This is a genomic window from Caldalkalibacillus thermarum (assembly GCF_014644735.1).
GTDB classification, from domain to species: Bacteria; Bacillota; Bacilli; order Caldalkalibacillales; family Caldalkalibacillaceae; genus Caldalkalibacillus; species Caldalkalibacillus thermarum.
Genome location: NZ_BMKZ01000050.1, coordinates 1 through 18,605 on the forward strand (window position 1 = coordinate 1; position 18,605 = coordinate 18,605).

At 45.0% G+C, this 18,605-nt stretch carries 18 protein-coding genes and 2 pseudogenes; 12 read left to right on the forward strand and 8 right to left on the reverse strand.

Going from position 1 to position 18,605, the window contains the following annotated elements:
- Window positions 1-105 precede the first annotated feature (105 nt).
- The 3 genes from IEW48_RS14615 to IEW48_RS14625 all read right to left on the reverse strand — a co-directional run bounded on the left by IEW48_RS14615 (window position 106) and on the right by IEW48_RS14625 (window position 3,337).
- Window positions 106-288, reverse strand: a complete 183-nt coding sequence (locus tag IEW48_RS14615) for a hypothetical protein (RefSeq protein ID WP_188624404.1) — start codon at window positions 286-288, stop codon at window positions 106-108.
- Window positions 289-427: 139 nt separating this feature from the next.
- Entirely contained in the window at window positions 428-1,537 is a 1,110-nt protein-coding gene (locus tag IEW48_RS14620; protein WP_188624405.1) for an RNA-guided endonuclease InsQ/TnpB family protein, read from the reverse strand.
- 186 nt (window positions 1,538-1,723) lie between these two features.
- On the reverse strand, window positions 1,724-3,337 hold the full coding sequence (locus IEW48_RS14625) for a gamma-glutamyltransferase family protein (protein ID WP_229704068.1): 1,614 nt from the start codon (window positions 3,335-3,337) through the stop codon (window positions 1,724-1,726).
- A gap of 176 nt (window positions 3,338-3,513) precedes the next feature.
- Between IEW48_RS14625 and IEW48_RS14630 the strand changes: the two are divergent.
- The 3 genes and pseudogenes from IEW48_RS14630 (at window position 3,514) to IEW48_RS17195 (ending at window position 5,670) form a co-directional block, all read left to right on the forward strand.
- Window positions 3,514-4,480 (forward strand): annotated as a pseudogene (locus IEW48_RS14630) (RNA-guided endonuclease TnpB family protein).
- A 130-nt stretch (window positions 4,481-4,610) separates the two neighbouring features.
- Entirely contained in the window at window positions 4,611-5,171 is a 561-nt protein-coding gene (locus IEW48_RS17190; RefSeq protein WP_229704069.1) for a hypothetical protein, read from the forward strand.
- Entirely contained in the window at window positions 5,104-5,670 is a 567-nt protein-coding gene (locus IEW48_RS17195) for a transposase (protein WP_229704070.1), read from the forward strand. Before IEW48_RS17190 ends, IEW48_RS17195 begins: the two co-directional genes overlap by 68 nt.
- Window positions 5,671-6,381: 711 nt before the next feature.
- Here the strand turns inward: IEW48_RS17195 and IEW48_RS14640 are convergent.
- A complete protein-coding gene (locus tag IEW48_RS14640) occupies window positions 6,382-7,164 on the reverse strand; it encodes a hypothetical protein (RefSeq protein WP_188624406.1) in 783 nt (260 codons plus the stop codon).
- A gap of 478 nt (window positions 7,165-7,642) precedes the next feature.
- On the opposite strand from IEW48_RS14640, the gene IEW48_RS14645 reads away from it, so the two are divergent.
- Together IEW48_RS14645 and IEW48_RS14650 are read left to right on the forward strand one after the other, a co-directional pair.
- The gene (locus tag IEW48_RS14645) at window positions 7,643-7,882 is read left to right on the forward strand and encodes a hypothetical protein (protein WP_188624407.1); all 240 of its coding nucleotides are present in this window, start codon (window positions 7,643-7,645) and stop codon (window positions 7,880-7,882) included.
- Window positions 7,883-7,933: 51 nt separating this feature from the next.
- A complete protein-coding gene (locus tag IEW48_RS14650) occupies window positions 7,934-8,587 on the forward strand; it encodes a transposase (protein WP_188624408.1) in 654 nt (217 codons plus the stop codon).
- Between the two features lie 778 nt (window positions 8,588-9,365).
- Here IEW48_RS14650 and IEW48_RS14655 read toward each other — a convergent pair.
- Window positions 9,366-9,626, reverse strand: coding sequence for a hypothetical protein (locus tag IEW48_RS14655; protein ID WP_188624409.1), 261 nt, complete (start codon window positions 9,624-9,626; stop codon window positions 9,366-9,368).
- Window positions 9,627-9,917: 291 nt separating this feature from the next.
- Between IEW48_RS14655 and IEW48_RS14660 the strand changes: the two genes are divergently transcribed.
- Window positions 9,918-10,082, forward strand: a complete 165-nt coding sequence (locus tag IEW48_RS14660; RefSeq protein ID WP_007503337.1) for a hypothetical protein — start codon at window positions 9,918-9,920, stop codon at window positions 10,080-10,082.
- Window positions 10,083-10,141: 59 nt separating this feature from the next.
- On the opposite strand, the gene IEW48_RS14665 is transcribed toward IEW48_RS14660, so the two are convergent.
- On the reverse strand, window positions 10,142-10,879 hold the full coding sequence (locus IEW48_RS14665) for a metallophosphoesterase family protein (RefSeq protein ID WP_188624410.1): 738 nt from the start codon (window positions 10,877-10,879) through the stop codon (window positions 10,142-10,144).
- A gap of 270 nt (window positions 10,880-11,149) precedes the next feature.
- Here IEW48_RS14665 and IEW48_RS14670 point away from each other — a divergent pair, with 270 nt between their 5' ends.
- A complete protein-coding gene (locus tag IEW48_RS14670; protein WP_229704071.1) occupies window positions 11,150-11,539 on the forward strand; it encodes a dicarboxylate/amino acid:cation symporter in 390 nt (129 codons plus the stop codon).
- Window positions 11,540-11,578: 39 nt separating this feature from the next.
- Here the strand turns inward: IEW48_RS14670 and IEW48_RS14675 are convergent, their stop codons facing one another.
- Window positions 11,579-12,934, reverse strand: a complete 1,356-nt coding sequence (locus IEW48_RS14675; RefSeq protein ID WP_188624412.1) for an RNA-guided endonuclease TnpB family protein — start codon at window positions 12,932-12,934, stop codon at window positions 11,579-11,581.
- A gap of 84 nt (window positions 12,935-13,018) precedes the next feature.
- Here IEW48_RS14675 and tnpA point away from each other — a divergent pair, with 84 nt between their 5' ends.
- Window positions 13,019-13,429 carry an IS200/IS605 family transposase gene (gene tnpA / locus IEW48_RS14680; protein ID WP_007504319.1) on the forward strand — a complete coding sequence of 137 codons (411 nt, stop codon included), beginning with the start codon at window positions 13,019-13,021 and terminating at the stop codon, window positions 13,427-13,429.
- Window positions 13,430-13,473: 44 nt separating this feature from the next.
- Window positions 13,474-14,349 (forward strand): annotated as a pseudogene (locus IEW48_RS14685) (dicarboxylate/amino acid:cation symporter); the annotation flags it as partial.
- Between the two features lie 175 nt (window positions 14,350-14,524).
- On the opposite strand, the gene IEW48_RS14690 reads toward IEW48_RS14685, so the two are convergent.
- The gene (locus IEW48_RS14690; RefSeq protein ID WP_188624414.1) at window positions 14,525-15,514 is read right to left on the reverse strand and encodes a LacI family DNA-binding transcriptional regulator; all 990 of its coding nucleotides are present in this window, start codon (window positions 15,512-15,514) and stop codon (window positions 14,525-14,527) included.
- 324 nt (window positions 15,515-15,838) lie between these two features.
- On the opposite strand from IEW48_RS14690, the gene IEW48_RS14695 reads away from it, so the two are divergent.
- The 3 genes from IEW48_RS14695 to IEW48_RS14705 all read left to right on the forward strand — a co-directional run bounded on the left by IEW48_RS14695 (window position 15,839) and on the right by IEW48_RS14705 (window position 18,492).
- Window positions 15,839-17,161, forward strand: coding sequence for an ABC transporter substrate-binding protein (locus tag IEW48_RS14695; protein WP_188624415.1), 1,323 nt, complete (start codon window positions 15,839-15,841; stop codon window positions 17,159-17,161).
- Window positions 17,162-17,227: 66 nt separating this feature from the next.
- Window positions 17,228-18,112, forward strand: a complete 885-nt coding sequence (locus IEW48_RS14700) for a carbohydrate ABC transporter permease (protein ID WP_188624416.1) — start codon at window positions 17,228-17,230, stop codon at window positions 18,110-18,112.
- Window positions 18,112-18,492 carry an ABC transporter permease family protein gene (locus tag IEW48_RS14705; RefSeq protein ID WP_188624417.1) on the forward strand — a complete coding sequence of 127 codons (381 nt, stop codon included), beginning with the start codon at window positions 18,112-18,114 and terminating at the stop codon, window positions 18,490-18,492. Before IEW48_RS14700 ends, IEW48_RS14705 begins: the two co-directional genes overlap by 1 nt.
- Window positions 18,493-18,605: the final 113 nt, after the last annotated feature.

Below are 18,605 nucleotides of genomic sequence, written 5' to 3' on the forward strand. Positions count from 1 at the left end.
GTCTTTTGCTTTTTAGGGGCCTCTTCATGCCGTTAACAGACGAGCTATTAACGGCATGAAGAGGGATTGGCGAATGTGTGTTTGCCCTCTGAAATTTTACTCATACTAAACCAGCGCCCCAAGAATCACATAAGCGGGGTGGATATTCCACTTTTCCAACAATAAAAAACTGGCGCCTGTCAGAAATACTGTTTGCACCATCCCCACCCCTTCCCAGCCGGTGACAAAAAACTGATAAGCTAACACACCCAGTAAAACAGCAATGGTTGGCCGTATCAATGCTATCATACGTTTTACTTTTGGTGAGTTCGTGACATACTCCCACCACCTATGCTAACGCTTAGAGGTGGGGGCTTCTCGGGTAATCCCATCTCATGATGGGAAGTTGACCGAGCGATCCCCGTGTGCCCCACGGTTCGAGAGCCAGTCAGGCAGTCCCTAACTGTTTCAGACCTTCCTTTTTGATATTGATGGCGGCGTTGATATCTCTGTCTGCCACAAAACCGCATGCACAGCGAAATAGACGTTCGGAAAGCGATAGAGACACCTTCACTCGACCACAACATGAACACGTTTTGGATGAGGGGAACCATTTGTCGATTTTGATCAGCTTCTTTCCCTGTTCTGCTAACTTGTATTGAAGGAAGAAGGTGAACATGCCCCAGCCGTTGTCGTGGACGCTTTGACCGAAATGGAGGGCTTGAGCCATCCCTTTCATGTTGAGGTCTTCAATCACCACGGCATCATACCGGTTGGCCAATTGTCGTGCAGCCTGATGCAGAAAATCCTGACGTTGGTTGGCGATTTTTTCGTGCAATTGGGCTACTTTCCGCCGCTGTTTGTGCCAACGGTTGGAACCTTTCCTGCGGCGTGACAGCACCCGTTGGGCTCGGGCCAGTTTTTCCAAGGCTTGCCGATAGAATCGAGGATAATTGGCTCTCTTACCCTCGCTATCGACATACAGCGTATTCATGGAAAAATCGAGCCCAACAACGTTTTCTATTTCTTTTGGCACCGGTTGGTGTTCATACTCAGTCAGAATGGAGATGAAGTATTTTCCTGTTTTTGTTTTGGTGATCGTACAAGCCTTGATGATGTGGTGAACAGGAATCTCCCGATGTTGCTTGAATTTGACCCATTTCAGTTTGGGTAACTTGATATAGCCATCTGCAAGCTTAATGTTGCCATTCACCATATTTGTGGTGTACGACTGTTTCGCCTTGCGGCTTTTGAACTTGGGAAATCCCGCCCGGCCAGAGAAGAAGTTGGTGAATGCTTTTTGCAGGTTTAATTGAGCGTTGGCTAAGGCAAGGCTATCGACTTCTTTAAGCCACGGAAAATCTTTTTTGTACTTGGCCGGAGTGGGAAATTTGTACTGTTTCAAGGCTTCTTTGTCGTCTTTGAACGTGTCATAGATGTGTTGACGTTCCTCAAGCATTTTGTTGTAAACGAAACGGACGCAACCGAACGTTTTGGCGAGCAGTTGTTCCTGTTCTTGTGTTGGATACAGACGGAATTTGTAGGCTTTGTTGGCCATATCCGCATCACCTGCCCACAATACGAACGTTTGTTTGATCTTATTTTACCACACTCATCATATTGAGGCTACATCAAACCGACATTCATCTCCCACTTTCGCTTCGCTTAGAAGTGGGAGACTTCTGTCGGAGGTAAGTTAAAAGACTTGCTCCCTAAACCAAAGGCGAGCAAGTCTTTTTCTTGATTACCAAGCGGCAATATGACCATCCGTACGCGGTTCGGTACCTCCGGCCAGTACGCCCGTCTTGGGATCACGCCAGATGATTTGCCCCCGGCCGAAACCGCCATGGTCCAGTGCACGTTGAATGTGATGCCCTTTCCGGGCCAGGGCTTGGGCAATGTGTTCCGGGAAAGAGGGGTCCACTTCCACGACTTTGTCCTTTTTCCATTGCCATCTGGGGGCATCCAAGGCCGCCTGCGGGTTAAGGTGAAAATCAATGGTATTCATGATCACTTGCACATGGCCCTGGGGCTGCATAAAACCGCCCATCACCCCAAACGGACCTACGGGCTGGTTCCCTTTGGTCAGGAACCCGGGGATAATGGTATGGTAAGTTTTCTTGCCGGGCGCCAGTGCGTTATCATGCGCCGGATCCATAGAGAAGTTATGCCCTCTGTTCTGCATGGCAATGCCGGTTTCCGGAATGACAATGCCAGACCCAAAGCCCATATAGTTACTTTGAATGAAAGAGACCATATTGCCTTCGCCATCAGCGGCTGCCAAATAAACCGTTCCCCCTCTGGGAGGCTCGCCGGCCTCCGGTTGTAAGGCCGTATCCGTAATCAGGCTGCGTCTTTGCTCTGCATAAGCCTCATCCAGCAGATCTTCCACCTTCACCCTCATCCGGTCAAGCTGGGTGATATATTTCAATCCGTCAGCAAAGGCCAGCTTGACCGCTTCGATCTGCTTGTGGAAGGTTTCTACGCTATCTCTTGCTTCAAACTGAAACCCTTTTAAAATGTTGAGCGCCATAAGCGCCACAAGCCCCTGGCCGTTGGGCGGAATCTCCCAGACGTCATAACCCCGGTAGTTCACTTTAATGGGTTCCACCCATTCCGGCTGATAGGCCGCTAAATCCGCTTGGCGCAGGTAACCACCATGTTGTTTGGAGAACTGTTCTATTTTTTCCGCCAGCTCCCCCCGGTAAAAGGCCTCCGCTTTGGTTTCAGCAATCGCTTGGAGCGTGCGGGCATGACCAGGAGAACGCCACACTTCCCCCACTTGCGGTGCCCTGCCCTGTGGCGCAAAGGTCTCAAACCAGGGGCGGAACTCTTCGCCCTTCAAATTTTGGCTGTATAACTCAAAAGCCCGCTGCCAGAAATAACCCAAGGTCGGCGTGAGCGGATAGCCCTCTTCGGCATAACGGACAGCCGGCTCCAGCACCTGAGAGAGCGGCAGGCGGCCGAAACGCTCAGAAAGTGCGGCCCAGGCTGCCGGTGCCCCGGGCACGGTGACCGGAATCCAGCCGTGGGTGGGAATCTCCTTGTAACCCGCCTTTTTCAATTTATCAATGGAAATGCCTTGTGGTGCCGGACCGCTGGCATTTAAACCGTGCAGCTTCCCGTTTGTCCACACCAGCGCAAACGCATCTCCGCCAATCCCGTTAGAGGTAGGTTCCACTACCGTCAGGCTGGCTGCTGTGGCAATGGCGGCATCAATGGCATTGCCTCCTTTTTGCAAAATCTCCAGTCCTGCCTGTGCAGCAAGGGGCTGTGAAGTGGCGACCATCCCCCGCTTAGCGTATACTGTCATCCTCCGCGAGGGATAGGGATAATAAAACGGATCGTAACCGGTCATAAGTCTTCCTCCATCATTTGAGATGCTTGATTGCACCTTTTTTATCATAAATTATCCGAAAGCCCCCCACTTGTCAACGAAGTGTAAGTGGGGGATGAAGCGGGTGCAAACATATGTTTCTCTTGTGGCACAGATATGGTATATTAAACCCAGAAGAAACCCAGGAGGGGGAAGCCATGCAGAAAGCCTATCGCTTTCACCTGTATCCTAACCCAAAACAACAGACCCTGATCCATAAGACGTTTGGCTGTTTCCGTTTTGTGTTTAATCACTTCCTTGCCAGACGGAAAGAAGTCTACGAGACGGAAAAGAAAACACTTGGCTATCATGCCTGTTCAGCGTTGCTCACTCAACTCAAGCAAGAACGGGAGTGGCTGAAAGAACCGGATGCCACAGCCTTGCAAACAGCGTTGTGCCACTTGGATGAGCATTCAAAAGGTTCTTCCGGGAGAAAAAAGGCTATCCCCGGTTTAAAGTCAAGTTGGCCAAGTCCCGTGAAGTGGAGGGGCGCATCCTTTCCGCCACCGTTCGCCAAAATCCATCGGGCAAATACTTTGTGTCGGTGCTGGCGGAAACAGAGATTCAACCGTTGCCTGACTGTGACAGCAAGATAGGCGTTGATCTCGGTGTCAAAGCTTTTGCCACCCTTTCCACAGGAGAAGTCATTGCCAATCCCAAGTATTTGAAAAAGTATGAGGCTAAACTCATTCGCTGGCAACGGAGACTCTCCCGCCCAAGACAGGCGGTTCCAACTGGCACAAAGCCCGTCTGCATGAAAAGGTGGCCAATTGTCGCAAGGATTTTCTGCACAAACTGTCCACAAGGCTTATTCACGAAAACCAAGTGATCTGCCTTGAGGACTTATCTGTGCAGAACATGCAGAAGAATCATCGTTTAGCCAAAAGCATCGCTTATGTGTCGTGGTCAACGTTTGGCACCATGCTGGCATACAAGGCCAAGTGGTACGGACGAACCGTGGTACGGGTGGACAAAACCTTTCCATCAAGCCAACTTTGTTCCAAATGCGGATACTGCAATAAAGAAGTTAAAAACCTTGGCCTAAGGGAATGGACGTGTCCATCGTGTGGTACACATTTTTTAAACCTCTTATCAGGATGCTTAAGGATTAGTTGTGAATGCTAAATTAGAATTAACAAAAATCGCTGGATAACAGTGAACCTGAATCCGTGAGGATTCATCTATTAATCCCTCACCTGCTTTGGTACAATGGGAATAAGTATAATCAGATTCTCCCACCTGGCAGGTGAAAAGGATGCGGTTTATTATTAAAGCCTCTCATGAACGATTAACAGCCCATAGTGGATTGGGATTAATTGGATTGCTCTTGGAAAAAACAGACTTACGCCCCAAGTTGAACCAACTCAAGATCCCAGGATTGAAGTATCCCTTACTGTCCCACAGTGACATTGTTTATGCCATGATCGGATTGCTGGCTCAGGGTAAAAGCGATTTTGAACATATCGAAGCCTTTCGTGAGGATGACTTCTTCCAATATGCCCTTCAGCTCAAAAGTGTACCGTCTCGAGCCCGGCTCCGCCAGCGTCTGGATGGGCTGGCCCAGATCAGAAAGTGGCGGAATATCCTGCTGGATGAAATGGTCCGGCTTCCCAGAAAGGTAGGTCTTGAGCCCAGTGCGATTAAACTCAACAGTGGCACCTGCTATGTGCCGATCGACGTGGATGTCTCTCCTTTTGATAACACCGATACCCACAAAGAAGGCGTGAGCCGGACCTACAAAGGCTGTGATGGCCATTGCTCAGGATCAGGGAAAAGCCACGGTGATCCGGGAGGGGTGCACACGCTATACGGGTAAAATCCGTGTGACCGATCCGGGATTGCACCAACCGGTCTATCAGGTGTTTGATGTGCGGGAAACGACGATCGCCAAAGATGGCCAGATTCTTTTAATCCCAGAGATCACGGTGGATGTTTATTGGACGGATCTGGATGAGGACGTGGTCGATATCATTGACCTCTACCATGATCATGCCACCTGCGAGCAGTTTCATAGTGAACTCAAGACCGATCTGGATTTGGAACGCTTACCGTCCGGTAAGTTTGCCACCAATGATCTGGTCTTATGTCTGGGGCTGTTTACCTATACCCTGCTGCGGATCATCAGTCAGGAGAGTTTGCGGGTGAATGACAGCCCCCTGCGCAAAAAAGTGCAGCGGCGCCGGATCCGGACGGTGATCCAGACGTTGATCACCCTGGCAGCAAAAATGGTGACACATGCCCGCCGGCAATATCTGTATATTGGATCACGGGCTTGGTTAACACCGTTTAAACGGCTCTATCAGGCTTTTGCCTAAACCTCGCCCAGACATTTGACCTGTCACTCAAACGCCCTGTGACCAGGGTGTCTTTGGCATGCCATCGAAATCTGCTGGGCGGGGGATGGGCTGGAATATATAGGTATTTAAGGTGATAATCAAATATTTTGTGATCATTTTAATGTCTATAAGTCATCATGTGGCAAACATTTAAACCAATCCCGCCCATATGTCACGGATTCAGGATTTGATTAAAAGACACTAGAAAGACACTAGAGTTGCACAAAACCTTATATCATATTGTTGATACTATTCTGAACAAAAGATTTAAGCTCGAAGAGCTAAAAAGTGAATAACCAACTAAAAGTGGTACTGTCCATTTGGTAAAAATATACATTTTACACTCATACGGCTGAAGGTGTACCCCTGGCTAGTTTCTTTGAACGAAACTGAATACGTTGAAACCACTTTTCATAGGGTTTCCAAAGCAAGGCTTTTAACCATCGGCTAAGTTGTAGCAAGGATTGTTTGGCGTTCGTTTGCAGTTGAATAAGAACCAGGAGAGCTCAATAGTGATAATACAGCACATTCTTTCAGCGTTTGTATCGAAGTGAATTCGCACCCTGTAGAAGGGCTGATCTGAATGCCCTCATATTTGTCATTAACTTGTCACAGGTCCTATCAAATCTTAATTTTTGTAAAAACATTTCTCCTAAGAAGGAGTCAACTATATTTTTTAGTGAGATCAAGCTAAAAAGCTCTCCAATCATAGCCTTTTATATTGAAATGTGTACTCTCTAGCTTCTTGTACCTATTTTTATTATTAGCTTTTACATGTAAATGAATAGTAGAACTAAGGGCACCTAGTGCTCCTGTAGCATGAAGTTTCCAAGTCCCTCTCCCAAAAGCATACCCTCCAGAAATATAACCATTATTTGTCCCTTGTGGTGAAACCCAAACACCAGGATTCCAGTTCTTATGACTTTGGCGAACATCAAGAACTCTAGTAGCACTACTTCCGTTGTGATTGAAGTCAATCATTGTGTAAAGTGTTGTTGTATTTATGTTGAATATATATAATTTTTCGGATGCTGTAACTGTTTTCTCATTGGAACTCAGCAAAGTAAGCTGGCCATCAACTGGATCTGTTAATGCTACTCCATAACTACTTTTGATAGGAATAATAATATCATCTACATTTAAATCGAATTCTCCTACTCCCTTTTCTGCCATTTCAATAGCCTCATTCAATACTTCGATATAAATATCTGGTTGCAAAACCTTAATAAAGGCTTCTTGTTGCTCTCTACTTAAACTTAAAAATTGATTTAATACCTCTCTAGCTTCTTGATTACTTTCACTCTCTAATTCTAAATACATAATATAACTATCAACAGATTTAATATACTTCAAGTCTTTGTGGAGTCCCACTCCCTCTTGACTGGCACTAACATTAGCCCCATCAAATGCGATGACGGAGAACACGATGCAAACGCTTAGAAAAACTAATAATATAGATCGCAAATATCTCATTTTTATACCTCCATGTACATAAGATTAAATTTAAGTCTTCCATTTTTGAAGGTTTTTCAAAAGATATTTATTGCTTTTCTTCGATACACCCCCCTTTTTTTAAAACAGCAAATCTTTTTGTTTCTTACCGGCCAAGTCCATTAGTGCATAAAATCTATAGGGCAAATCTATTGGGGAAATTATACAAGATAATTATCTAGTTGGCACTTACACCTACCCATGCATAGGAAAAACTTCTAACCATATTATAAACATCTATACATATTTTTCAATATTTTTTAAAAAATAGCAATAAATATTTTTAATGATAAAAATGGAGGATTGTATCGCAGGCAAATTTTCCCTATAATAACTCTAAAGACCGTGGAGTTGAAGATCAATTTATCACTCCCTATATAAGGGAACAAAAGCTTTTGTATTGGTGCATAAGCCTTTTTCTTAATAAAAAATTATTTAGCTAAGGAGTGAAAATACTACAGTGAAAAACAAAAAAACAGTAATTCCTATTCTTTTAGGCGTGGTTTCAATTGTTTCGCCTTACTTTGGAGTATTATCCAATCTATTTATTTTTGCCGGTATTGTGTCAGGAATCACGGGTTTTGTATATGGAAAACGGCTTTCGAATGGGGGTAGATCATTGATAGTAGCAAAAGTGTTGTGTACTATTGGAATTATTGTTTCTATACTAATGTTTCTTTATTTTAATGTCTCTAACTAGGGTTTGCTGAAAAACAAAAAATTGTTGATATGAAAGGGAAAAGACGTATTTTTGGAGAAATTAAGTGCAAGGGTTTTCAAAAAACACCACAAAAATCTTGCACTTGGAGGTATTGCTGTGTATCGCCATAACCAGGATCAGCTGATCATGCCGCATGAATTCTTCCTGCCTTTTGGTGGTCAACTGGACCCCAATAACCGTTGGGTATTACTCGCTCAAAGAATTCCATGGAACAAAGCGGAAGATCTGTATATCGGGCAGCTCAAATCAACAAGCGAAGGCCGTCAGGCCTTTTCTGTGCGCATGGCTTTGGGTGCGCTTATCATTAAAGAACGTTTAGGCACCAGCGATCGTGAAACAGTGGAACAGATCAAAGAAAACCCCTATTTGCAATACTTTATTGGTCTGACTGAATTCAAACAGGAAGAACCATTCCACCATACCATGATGACCCATTTTCGCAAAAGATTAGGGCCTGATATCATCAATCAAATCAACGAATGGCTTGTCACAGAAGAAGTGAATCAGCTGACACCAGACCGTGATGAGATAACGAATGATGAAGACGAACATCCATCTGATGATGACGAAAATCATACGGGCAGCCAACCCACAGCTGGGCAACCATCCAAACAGCAACCACATTCAACCCAAGCCCAGGACCTACCGCAAAAAAGCACGCCAAGCTTATCTTCAGGTGGCTAAACAACGCAAGGTCAGTAAGAAAAAACTGCGGAAGGCGATTAAAGCACAACTGCAATACATCCACCGTAATCTGAAACATTGAAGAGCTGGCCCAACAATCAGGCCTTCACTGGCAAAGCGAAAGCACCAGTTGAATTTGGGGCCAAGGTGGTTATCAGTGTCATCGAGGGATACACCCTGATTGAACACATCAGCTGGGACAACTTCCATGAAGGCAACACATTCCAAGCCTCTGTCGAGGCTTATCATACCCGCTTTGGTTGCTATCCAGAAGCTGTGATTGCTGATCAGCTATATCGGACACGTGAAAACCGTCGGTATTGCCAGGCACGGCACTGGTTACGCTCTCTTTTTGTCTTTTTTGCTATATGGTTTTACTTACGTCTTCAAGAAAAAAATAGTCTACCAAGAAACTTAAATTGAGCACGTTAAAACTTAAAAAATGAAACTTTTTCAGCAATCCCTAATTAACCCGTCATACCAATATTAATCGAAATTTCTTCTAGGTGCATAAAAATCATTCGAAAAACTGGAGCCATAACAACACCTCTAACTCATTCTGTGTAACGTTCTAGGTCGCTTAACCATGAATGCCATTCTTCTCGTTCTTTATTCGTCACTATTTTAGATGGTATATATTCCATATCTAGCTCATCAGCGTACATCAGTAGTAAACGAAAGCCCCATTCACGATCTTCCCCGCTCTTCCAATGAACTGGCCGCTGTACATAACATGCGTTCGAATTTAGGTTTTTCCTTTAACGCCAGCAACTCTTTTCTAGCATTTTGTAAGTTTGTCAATTTTCAGCACCCGACTTTCTTTATCATACATTACTTTTCCACTCCGGCGTAAATCGTCAAACATGCGTTTGGCCAACAAATTCAAGGTTTTAATTTCATCAGCATCCCTAGGGCGCGTTCGTTTCATGTTCCACCCTTGCTCTTTAGAACGAGCTCTGAACTGATGAACGGCATTATCGATGGTGACACGGTTCTGTTGAACTTTTTCCTTTATTTGTTTTAAAGTTAATCTTCTCATCATACTTCCGTCCTTCATTGTTTTCTATATTATACCAGAATTCGAACTACAGTTTAAGGTCATGGGAATCAGACATAACGTCTCAACATTGTTTTGAAAACACTTTTGTCATACCAAGGCCATATACTTCGCTGATTTTTACTAACGACAATCGAATGTTCTATGATTTTACCTGTATTCACTCCCCGTACCATTGAAGTACTCACGGCTTATCATGGACTGGTGAAGATCGTGTAAAGGTGCTTATGGTCGACGATACGCTCTATTCCTGTTCACGCAGTAAGGACGTTGATGCTTACCAAAGTGTATGACCATTCGATCGATGGCGAGGAAGCATCTTTTTTGTCAACTGCAGAACATTTGACCTTGCCTGGAGAACTGGTGCTGACGAATCACAATCGGGATGAGATTTCCACCATCATCCGGGCTACGCTGGTCCGACAGAATACTCACTAGTTTCCTTCTAAGCCAAAGCAGAAACCTATTCCCAATCCAAAAGCTTATTCTAACTGAGTTCACATCACTTCTAACGGACTTTTGCCTTCCTGCACAACTTTGATCATGAGTTCAGCCAGAGGGTAACCTTTGGACTTGTACAGCTGGGCAACCCGTTCCACATCATAGGGCACCCGCTGGATGGAAACCCGGTAACGTTGCCCGTCCGTTTCCACAAGGGCATAGGAGGCCTGGGGCAGGCCGTCAAAAGGCAAGCCGACACTGCCCGTGTTGATGACGCACTTTCCTTGCAGATAGCGGACATAGGGCAGATGAATATGACCGTAGACATAAACCTGAGCTTGTTCCTTCAGCAGAGTCTCTGCCACTTGTTGCGGGGATGCATCCGGCCAGACGACATCGAACAAACTGTGCGGTGTGGCATGGAAAGCATGAACCTTAAACGATTCATCCAAGGAAAAAGGCAACGCTTCCGGCAGGCCAGCCAGGTAATCCAGGTCTTGAACCGTGAGTTCCTGCTGGCACCATTCCCGCTCCTGGTTCATCAGCTCCACCAAATCATCTGGCACTTCCCCTTCTTGGACACCGCGTACCAGCCAAAGATCTGTATTGCCTTTAATCACCTTGGCATCCAGTTCTTGCACCAATTCCAATGCACGCTTCGGTTCTGGGCCACGGAAGCAGAGATCGCCAAGCACCACAATTTGATCAACATGCTGCTGTTTTAAGTCAGCCAGCACCGACTCCAAAGCCACAGCGTTGCCATGAATGTCTGACAGAAACGCAATTTTCACCATTGGGCCCTCCCTTAACAGACTAATAATAACAGACCAATATCGATCTACAGTGTCGATCTACTATGATATACGGTGTCGATCTACTTGATGTCCCGGTTATTGTATGCTGTTCCTATTATAGCACGGCTACACTACATCCGTTTAGGGCCGGCTGGCAAAAGAAATGGAAAGAATACGTATTCGATACATTAAAAATAATCTTGAAGGTCTTATTCTTTCCCTGTATCATGTGTGCCAGGTTACTCATGCATATAACAGGAGGTCATGCCCGTGAAAAAGATTAACCTCTTAACCCAAATTTTAATTGCTTTTATTGCTGCCATTCTATGCGGGGCACTCTTTGGCCCAAAGATTGAGGTAGTTAAACCCCTGGGAGAGCTGTTCCTGCGGCTGATTCAGTTTATTATTGTGCCCCTTGTCCTCGCCAGCCTCGTTGTGGGTGTGGCCAGCACAGGCGACCCGAAAAAACTGGGCCGGATGGGGGGCAAAACCATTGTATACTATCTGGCCACGACCCTGATTGCCATTACCATCGGCCTGGCCATCGCCTTGCTGCTCTCACCTGGAAGCGGGGTGGATATCCCCCACCAGACAGAAGCACCCGAACCAAGAGAAACAGAGGGATTTAGTGAACCTCACCACCTAAACCACGGGTTATAGGTGGAGCATCCATTGACTTAAATACGGTTTCCCCAAGCCTTATGCACCAATCTGGCACATTGCCTGATGGAAACTAATCAATGAAGCCAATGTCTGTTGTGTTCTTCTTGCCAGTGAAGGAACTTTGGCCTCCACAGACAACCACTCCCTTTCGGAAGTGGATTTCCTTAATTCTCTTAGAAAATATCTGGCCCCAATGTTATAGGTCGCATTAAGATCAGCATGATAGATTTTCCCTGATGAAAACTGGCACACATCCTTTTTGCCCTTTCGTTTCACGACACCTGTTCCATCAAAAGCCAGTTGGCTGGTATTTCTGGCATTAACCCGTGCGACCCGAATACCTTGACAATGGGCCATTTCCGTCACTTTTTGCTGAATCCCCTGCTTACGCCAGTAATGAAGCCTGAATCGCAACCGTTTGGCCCCATAAAACCCTTTGGGCATTTTCATGTGATCCAGATACTCAAAGACAATCACATCGGCACCATGATCTTGGGCAAACCGGACAATCTCATGGGCCGTATGATTGACAATCTGTTTTTGAAGGCCGTTGATTCGCCGCCAATAACGGGGAGCTTTGATATACCCTGACTGACGCTGGGCTTTCTTCAGCTTGTTCGTCATGCGGTACAAACGGTCTTTTTCTTTCGCCTGATTGATGAACTTTCGGGCGAAGACAGTGCCGTTGGCATCCATGATGGAGCAGACCGCTGACTGATTCAGTCCCAGATCAACAGCGCAGATTTTTTGCTGAGAAAGAGGGGTATTGTTCAGATCAACGCTTTTTTGATAGCTGATATGCAGGAAATACTTTTTCCCCACCTTGACGAGAGATGGATTATTCTCCTTCCAATTGACAACCCCTCTCTTTTGTAAATCCTGTCCCTTAAAGCGAATGGTGATCCACACCCAGTCCTTTTGATGGAATACTTTGATTTTGGCCGTGGTATCCCCTGTACGTTGAAACATCACACCTTTGTAAAACACGGGAAAGGCACGGTGACAAAATTGCAATTTGGGCGGCTTCTTCTTAAACCGTCTGCCTGCCCGTTCAGCCTGTTCTTTTTCTTTCAGCCACTTGTCATAACGGGAACGGTGGCTTTTAAGGATACCAAAGGCTTCGGCAATGGCACTTCTCCGAAAATAGGATGGAAACTTGTAAAAGAGGTGGTCAAAATCCATGTATTTGGGATGGGGATTCTTTTGAGTCGCATGGATCAGCTTTTCCATAGCTTGAGTCATCGCTTTAATATTCCACCCATCCAGATTGGGAAATTCCCGATCCATAACCTCAACGACAAAAGTCAAGGCTTGGCGATAAACCTGTAATGTATCATCAAATATGTTGGAATGACTGGTGATTTTATGACGCAGGGTTTTAACCACCTTCACAATAAACACCTGCCAAAACACATGTTCTTATGATATAGTATATCAAAGTAACAGTTAGTTGTAAACGATAGGTGGGTGAATGAAATGCAAGATTTTAAGCGAAACCGTCACGCTGTATATCGTCTTGTCTACCATTTAGTTGTCGTGACCAAATACAGACACTCCTGCATTACGCCAGAGATGATGAATCGGTTAAAAGAAATAGCGATTAAACTGTTTAATCAATGGAACGCTGAAATTATTGAAATGAATGGGGAAAGCGACCATATCCATATTTTGTTTGAAGCACCACCACAAGTGCAGTTATCTAAACTGATCAACAATTTTAAAACCGTCTCATCACGTTATATCCGCAAGGAATTTGCTGATCATCTGAAAAAGCATTATTGGAAACCCTACTTTTGGAGTAGAAGTTACATGTTATTTACCACTGGCGGCGCACCACTGGAAGTGATTAAGGCCTATATTGAGCAACAAGGTAAGAAAAACGGCTAACCCCACCCATGCTTCGCACTGGATGGGGAATGCGCCGTATTATTATAGTTCAAACCTTGCTCAATATCATTCCTACCAATCCTTTAGCTGCCTTGGCAGAGGGATCGATTCTGCAAATTATCTTCTTTGCCATCTTTTTAGGCTTGGGCATCACGCTGGTTGGAGAACGGGCCAAGCCGGTTTATCATTTTTTTGATGGTCTGGCTGAAGTCATGTACCGTATCACGGGTATTGTCATGTTACTGGCTCCCATAGGCGTTTTTGGCCTTGTGGCTCCTGTCGTCGGACAGCACGGTCTTTCTGTTCTGCTGCCCTTGCTGAAAGTGATCGTGGCGGTCGGGCTGGCCTGCCTGTTGCATGTGCTCATCACCTACTCCATTCTGGTTAAAACATTGGGCAAAATGAGCCCGCTCAGATTTTTAAAAGGTATTGCTCCGGCCGGGATTGTGGCCTTCAGTACCACAAGCAGTGCCGGTACGTTGCCGGTCACCATTAAAAACACCCGTGAAAATCTGGGCGTCTCCCACAGCACCAGCAGTTTCGTGTTGCCTTTAGGTGCCACGATCAACATGGATGGGACGGCTATTTATCAAGGGGTCGCGGTCATCTTTATTGCCCAGTTTTTTGGTCTGGAGCTGACTTTTACGCAATTACTCACCATTGTGCTGACAGCAACATTTGCCTCCATTGGCACGGCAGGTGTTCCCGGTGCAGGGCTGATTATGCTGACCATGGTGCTGAACGCAGTGAACATGCCTATCGAGGGAATTGCCCTGATTGCCGGCATCGACCGTATTTTGGACATGTTCCGCACCTCTGTGAACGTGGTGGGGGATGCTTCGGCTGCTGTGGTGGTGGATGCCACAGAGAAACAGAATGAGTCTGACAGTAAGTCTGCCGGTCAGGGAAGCACTATTTAGGAAACACCTCTGTCAAGTTAAGCTCAGAACCACCTGTTGTATCAGTATGCAAATGAAGAGGAAGGGTTGTTTCCCCTTCCTCTGTTGTGTTAATGGCGTTCGCCAAATTGAAAGCCACCTGACGGGGTGGCTTTTATCGTGGATTTATGGGCTTTGCAATAGATCATGGTTGTCGTCAGGCTGTATCTCCTTCAATCAATTCAACATCGACGATGGTATTGCTAATCATCTCTTCTTCTGGACCTGTCACCATTTTAATCAAGGTAGAACATAATACTTTTCCGATATTGTCAATCGGTTGTTTAATGGTGGTCAGCTTGGGGATTTGCAGCATCCGTGTAAAGCTGTGAAAGTCATAACCGATGATTTTCAGTTGTTCAGGGACTTTGATCCCTTGTTGATATGCATAAACGTAGAGGGCATAGGCCACCATGTCATTGCTGCAAAAAACGCCATCAAAATGGTCCAGTTCCCGGGAGACTTTATCATTAATCAGCTGCCAATAATAATCAAATGTTAATTTGTTAAATTCACACTCTATGATTTTAAAGGGAATGTTATGGTGCATACATGTCAGTTTAAACGCGTCAGCCCGCCGGTTGGACAACATGTCCAGATCCAAGGGACCGGAGATGTGCAATAAGCGTTGGCATCCCTTGGAGATCAGATACTCCGTAGCCAATGTCCCTCCCCGGAAATTATCGGAACAGACATAGGGAATGTCCTCTGCGATAATACGGTCAAAGGAAACAATAGGAAGTTTCACTTTTTTATATTCCTCAATATCCAGGGTATGGCTGCACATGATAATCCCGTCTACCCTGTTTTCACGCAACATGGCAATATATTTTTCCTCTTTTTCACGATTATCCGCAGAATTGCAAATTAAGATCTTATAGTTTTGTTCATGGGCGTACATTTCAATATATTTAATGAGTTCAGCAAAGAAAGGATGGTTGGAATCCGGAACAATGACCCCTAGCAAATAAGTTTGGTTTCTTTGCAAAGCCCGGGCAATTTGATTAGGGGTATAATCGATCTCTTTCATCGCTTGTTCCACTTTCCGGCGCGTCTCTTTGCTGATATAACCCCTATTATTTAAAACCCGTGAAACTGTGGTTACGGACACGCCCGCTTTTTTAGCCACATCTTTAATACTGGGCATGGAACAACCTCCCTTCTCGCTATCCGGCTTTCCTTCATCATCCAATTATCTGCAGACTCTACTATTTGGATGACAGTTTTTTACCTACCATCATTATACGGTAAATTTATGAGCAAGTATAACACAGTTGTGTTAACGTTACCATAAATAATATGTTGTTTTGATTGCTATAAATACCTTTATTTATCGCTATTTGCAAGGGGTCATAAAATATTAACAGAATAATTTTACGAAAATATATGAAAACGTTTGACATAAATTTAAGGCGATAGTAAAATAGCTTTGAAAGCTCTTACATACTTAATGAAGATAAGGGGGAGAACAATGAAAAAATTATGGATTATTTGCTTTACGCTGCTGCTTGCCTTGGCCTTGACTGCTTGCGGAGAAAGCGCATCTCAAAGTAGTTCAGAAAGCGGTCAGGACTCGCAAACCAGCGGCGGGTCCGGAATCACTGAGATTTCTATTTTATTTAGCAAGCCTGAAATTGCGAAACCTTTTGAGGAAACCGCGAAACGTTTTGGAGAGGAACATAACGTCAAGGTGACTGTGATCCCTTTGGCTGGACAAACGATATTTGAAAAAATGTCATCATTATATGCTTCCGGCAACCCGCCCACGATTATGATGGGGGTTGCCCAGGAATTTGACACCTTCCAACATCATTTTCTTGATTTATCTGACCAACCCTGGGTGGAGCATGTCCTGCCTGGAATGACAGATTTTGTCACTATTGACGGCAAAATCTACGGCATGCCAGTAACAGTAGAAGGGTGGGGTTTTATTTATAACAACGCTGTTGTGGAAGAGGCAGTAGGGGGGCCATTTGATCCTTCAACGATTAAGACCCACCAAGACCTGGAGAATTTGTTTAAACAAATCGCTGCCTTGGAAGGGGTTGAAGCGCTCCACGTTTCTCCCATGGATTGGTCATTAGGCGCCCACTTTACTAATCCTTTCTTTGCCGCCCAATCTGAAAACCGTGATGAACGTCACCAATTTATGCAAGACTTAAAGGACGGCAAGGTCAGTCTGACTGACAATAAAGTGTTTAACGGCTGGCTGAAAACTTTTGATCTCATGAAGGAATACAATTCTGAAAAACATTCTCCTTTGGGAGCAAACTATGATGAGGGACCCCTTGCTTTAGCCGGCGGCAAAGTTGGCCTGTGGTTTATGGGTAACTGGGCTTATCCCCAATTGCAAGAATTAGATCCTGATGGGGAATACGGCTTTATCCCCGTGCCGCTCAGCGATAATCCTGAAGATTATGGTAACAGTCACATTTCCGTAGCGGTTGCTGGGTACTGGGTGGTGGATGCCTCCCGATCCACGCCTGAACAACAGGAGGCAGCACTTCAATTTTTAAACTGGCTTGTCTTGGATGAAACAGGTCAGGATTATGCTGTAAACAAATTAAACTTAATCCCGGTCTTTGACAATTTCCAGATTAAACCTGTGGATTCCCTCTCCCTCTCCATTATGGAGTATATGGAATCTGGAAATACCTTGGAGGGTATGAACTTGTACTACCCTGCTGATGCTTGGCCCACAATGGGTGCATCCCTGCAGAAATATTTAGCCGATCATATTGACCGTGATACATTAATCGAAGAACTTGAAATGTATTGGCATAGTGTGAAGTGATGACATAGAGTGGGGTAAGCTCCGGCTTATCCCACTTATTACACCATGATGTTAGGAGGAGCTTCTATGTACGGGGAACGTACATTATTGGAGAGACTGAAGGTTTTTTCCCTGTTTGCCTTTATTCCCCTTTTTGCGTTTACAGCGGTTGTCCTGATTCCCTTTCTGCTAGGGGTTGTGATGACTTTTACCGATTGGGACGGCATATCCACTTCTATCACATTTAAAGGGTTGGAAAATTACCGCATTGCTTTTAGTGATTCCCATTTTGTGGATTCCCTGCTCTTAACGTTTAAATATGTGCTTTATACACTCGTGTTGACCAATGTGATTGCCTTTGGCCTGGCGTTGCTTGTCACTAGCGGGATAAGGGGCCAAAATTTTTTTCGCATGGGCTTTTTCACACCTAATCTGATCGGCGGCATTATTTTGGGCTTCATCTGGCAGTTTATTTTTTCCCGCGTCATCGTTTATCTAGGCGAAGCTTTAAACTGGCAAATCTTTTCTTCCTCGTGGCTGGCTGACCCTGATAAAGCCTTTTGGACCCTGGTGATCGTCGGGGTGTGGCAATCTTCCGGCTACATGATGTTGATTTATATTGCCGGTTTAATGGGCATTCCTAAATCCTTGCTGGAAGCAGCCAAGATTGATGGCGCTTCGAAATGGCAGCAATTAATCCGCATTAAAATTCCATTGATGATTACCGCCTTTACCATTAGTGTGTTTTTAACCTTGCAACGCAGCTTTGTCGTTTACGAAGTCAACTTGTCCTTGACCAACGGAGGTCCGTTCCGTTCCACAGAGCTGCTGGCCATGCATGTTTATAACGAAGCTTTTTTATATCAAAACTTTGGGCCGGGACAAGCTAAAGCGTTTATTCTCTTTCTGGTTGTGGCGGCCATTGCCCTCATTCAGGTAAGAGCCATGAAAAAGTTGGAGGTGGAGGCCTGATGAAGAACAAAACTTCGACGTTGGTCAAACCAGAAAGCAACGTGATCCTCAAAAAAAGGCCGTTGAAAAAGGGCAGCAAAGGGCTCATCTTATTTTTGCTGTCCAGCATCCTGTTGGTTGTGTATATTTTCCCCTTCGCCCTGGTCGTTTTAAATTCGTTCAAGGCCCGCGTCGATATCGTGCAAAACCCTTTTTCACTGCCGGAGCGGTTGAGTCTGGACAACTACATTTGGGCTTACCAAACCATGAACTTTTCAGCGGCTTTTATCAATTCACTCATTATTACTGTTTTTTCCGTAGTGATTATTATTGTGTTTTCTTCTATGTTGGCCTACTTTTTAGTCCGTTGGAAGTGGAAGATGAATCACCTGAATCCGTGAGGATTCATCTATTAATCCCTCACCTGCTTTGGTACAATGGGAATAAGTATAATCAGACTCTCCCACCTGGCAGGTGAAAAGGATGCGGTTTATTATTAAAGCCTCTCATGAAC

Coding starts and splice junctions, on each gene's coding strand:
- IEW48_RS14640 (WP_188624406.1), bottom strand. CDS start 7,164: ATGAGATATTTGCGATCTATATTATTAGTTTTTCTAAGCGTTTGCATC.
- IEW48_RS14660 (WP_007503337.1), top strand. CDS start 9,918: ATGCTTACCAAAGTGTATGACCATTCGATCGATGGCGAGGAAGCATCT.
- IEW48_RS14695 (WP_188624415.1), top strand. CDS start 15,839: ATGAAAAAATTATGGATTATTTGCTTTACGCTGCTGCTTGCCTTGGCC.
- IEW48_RS14700 (WP_188624416.1), top strand. CDS start 17,228: ATGTACGGGGAACGTACATTATTGGAGAGACTGAAGGTTTTTTCCCTG.
- IEW48_RS14655 (WP_188624409.1), bottom strand. CDS start 9,626: ATGAGAAGATTAACTTTAAAACAAATAAAGGAAAAAGTTCAACAGAAC.
- IEW48_RS14625 (WP_229704068.1), bottom strand. CDS start 3,337: ATGACCGGTTACGATCCGTTTTATTATCCCTATCCCTCGCGGAGGATG.
- IEW48_RS14665 (WP_188624410.1), bottom strand. CDS start 10,879: ATGGTGAAAATTGCGTTTCTGTCAGACATTCATGGCAACGCTGTGGCT.
- IEW48_RS14615 (WP_188624404.1), bottom strand. CDS start 288: ATGATAGCATTGATACGGCCAACCATTGCTGTTTTACTGGGTGTGTTA.
- IEW48_RS17190 (WP_229704069.1), top strand. CDS start 4,611: ATGCGGTTTATTATTAAAGCCTCTCATGAACGATTAACAGCCCATAGT.
- tnpA (WP_007504319.1), top strand. CDS start 13,019: ATGCAAGATTTTAAGCGAAACCGTCACGCTGTATATCGTCTTGTCTAC.
- IEW48_RS14690 (WP_188624414.1), bottom strand. CDS start 15,514: ATGCCCAGTATTAAAGATGTGGCTAAAAAAGCGGGCGTGTCCGTAACC.
- IEW48_RS14705 (WP_188624417.1), top strand. CDS start 18,112: ATGAAGAACAAAACTTCGACGTTGGTCAAACCAGAAAGCAACGTGATC.
- IEW48_RS14620 (WP_188624405.1), bottom strand. CDS start 1,537: ATGGCCAACAAAGCCTACAAATTCCGTCTGTATCCAACACAAGAACAG.
- IEW48_RS17195 (WP_229704070.1), top strand. CDS start 5,104: ATGGCCATTGCTCAGGATCAGGGAAAAGCCACGGTGATCCGGGAGGGG.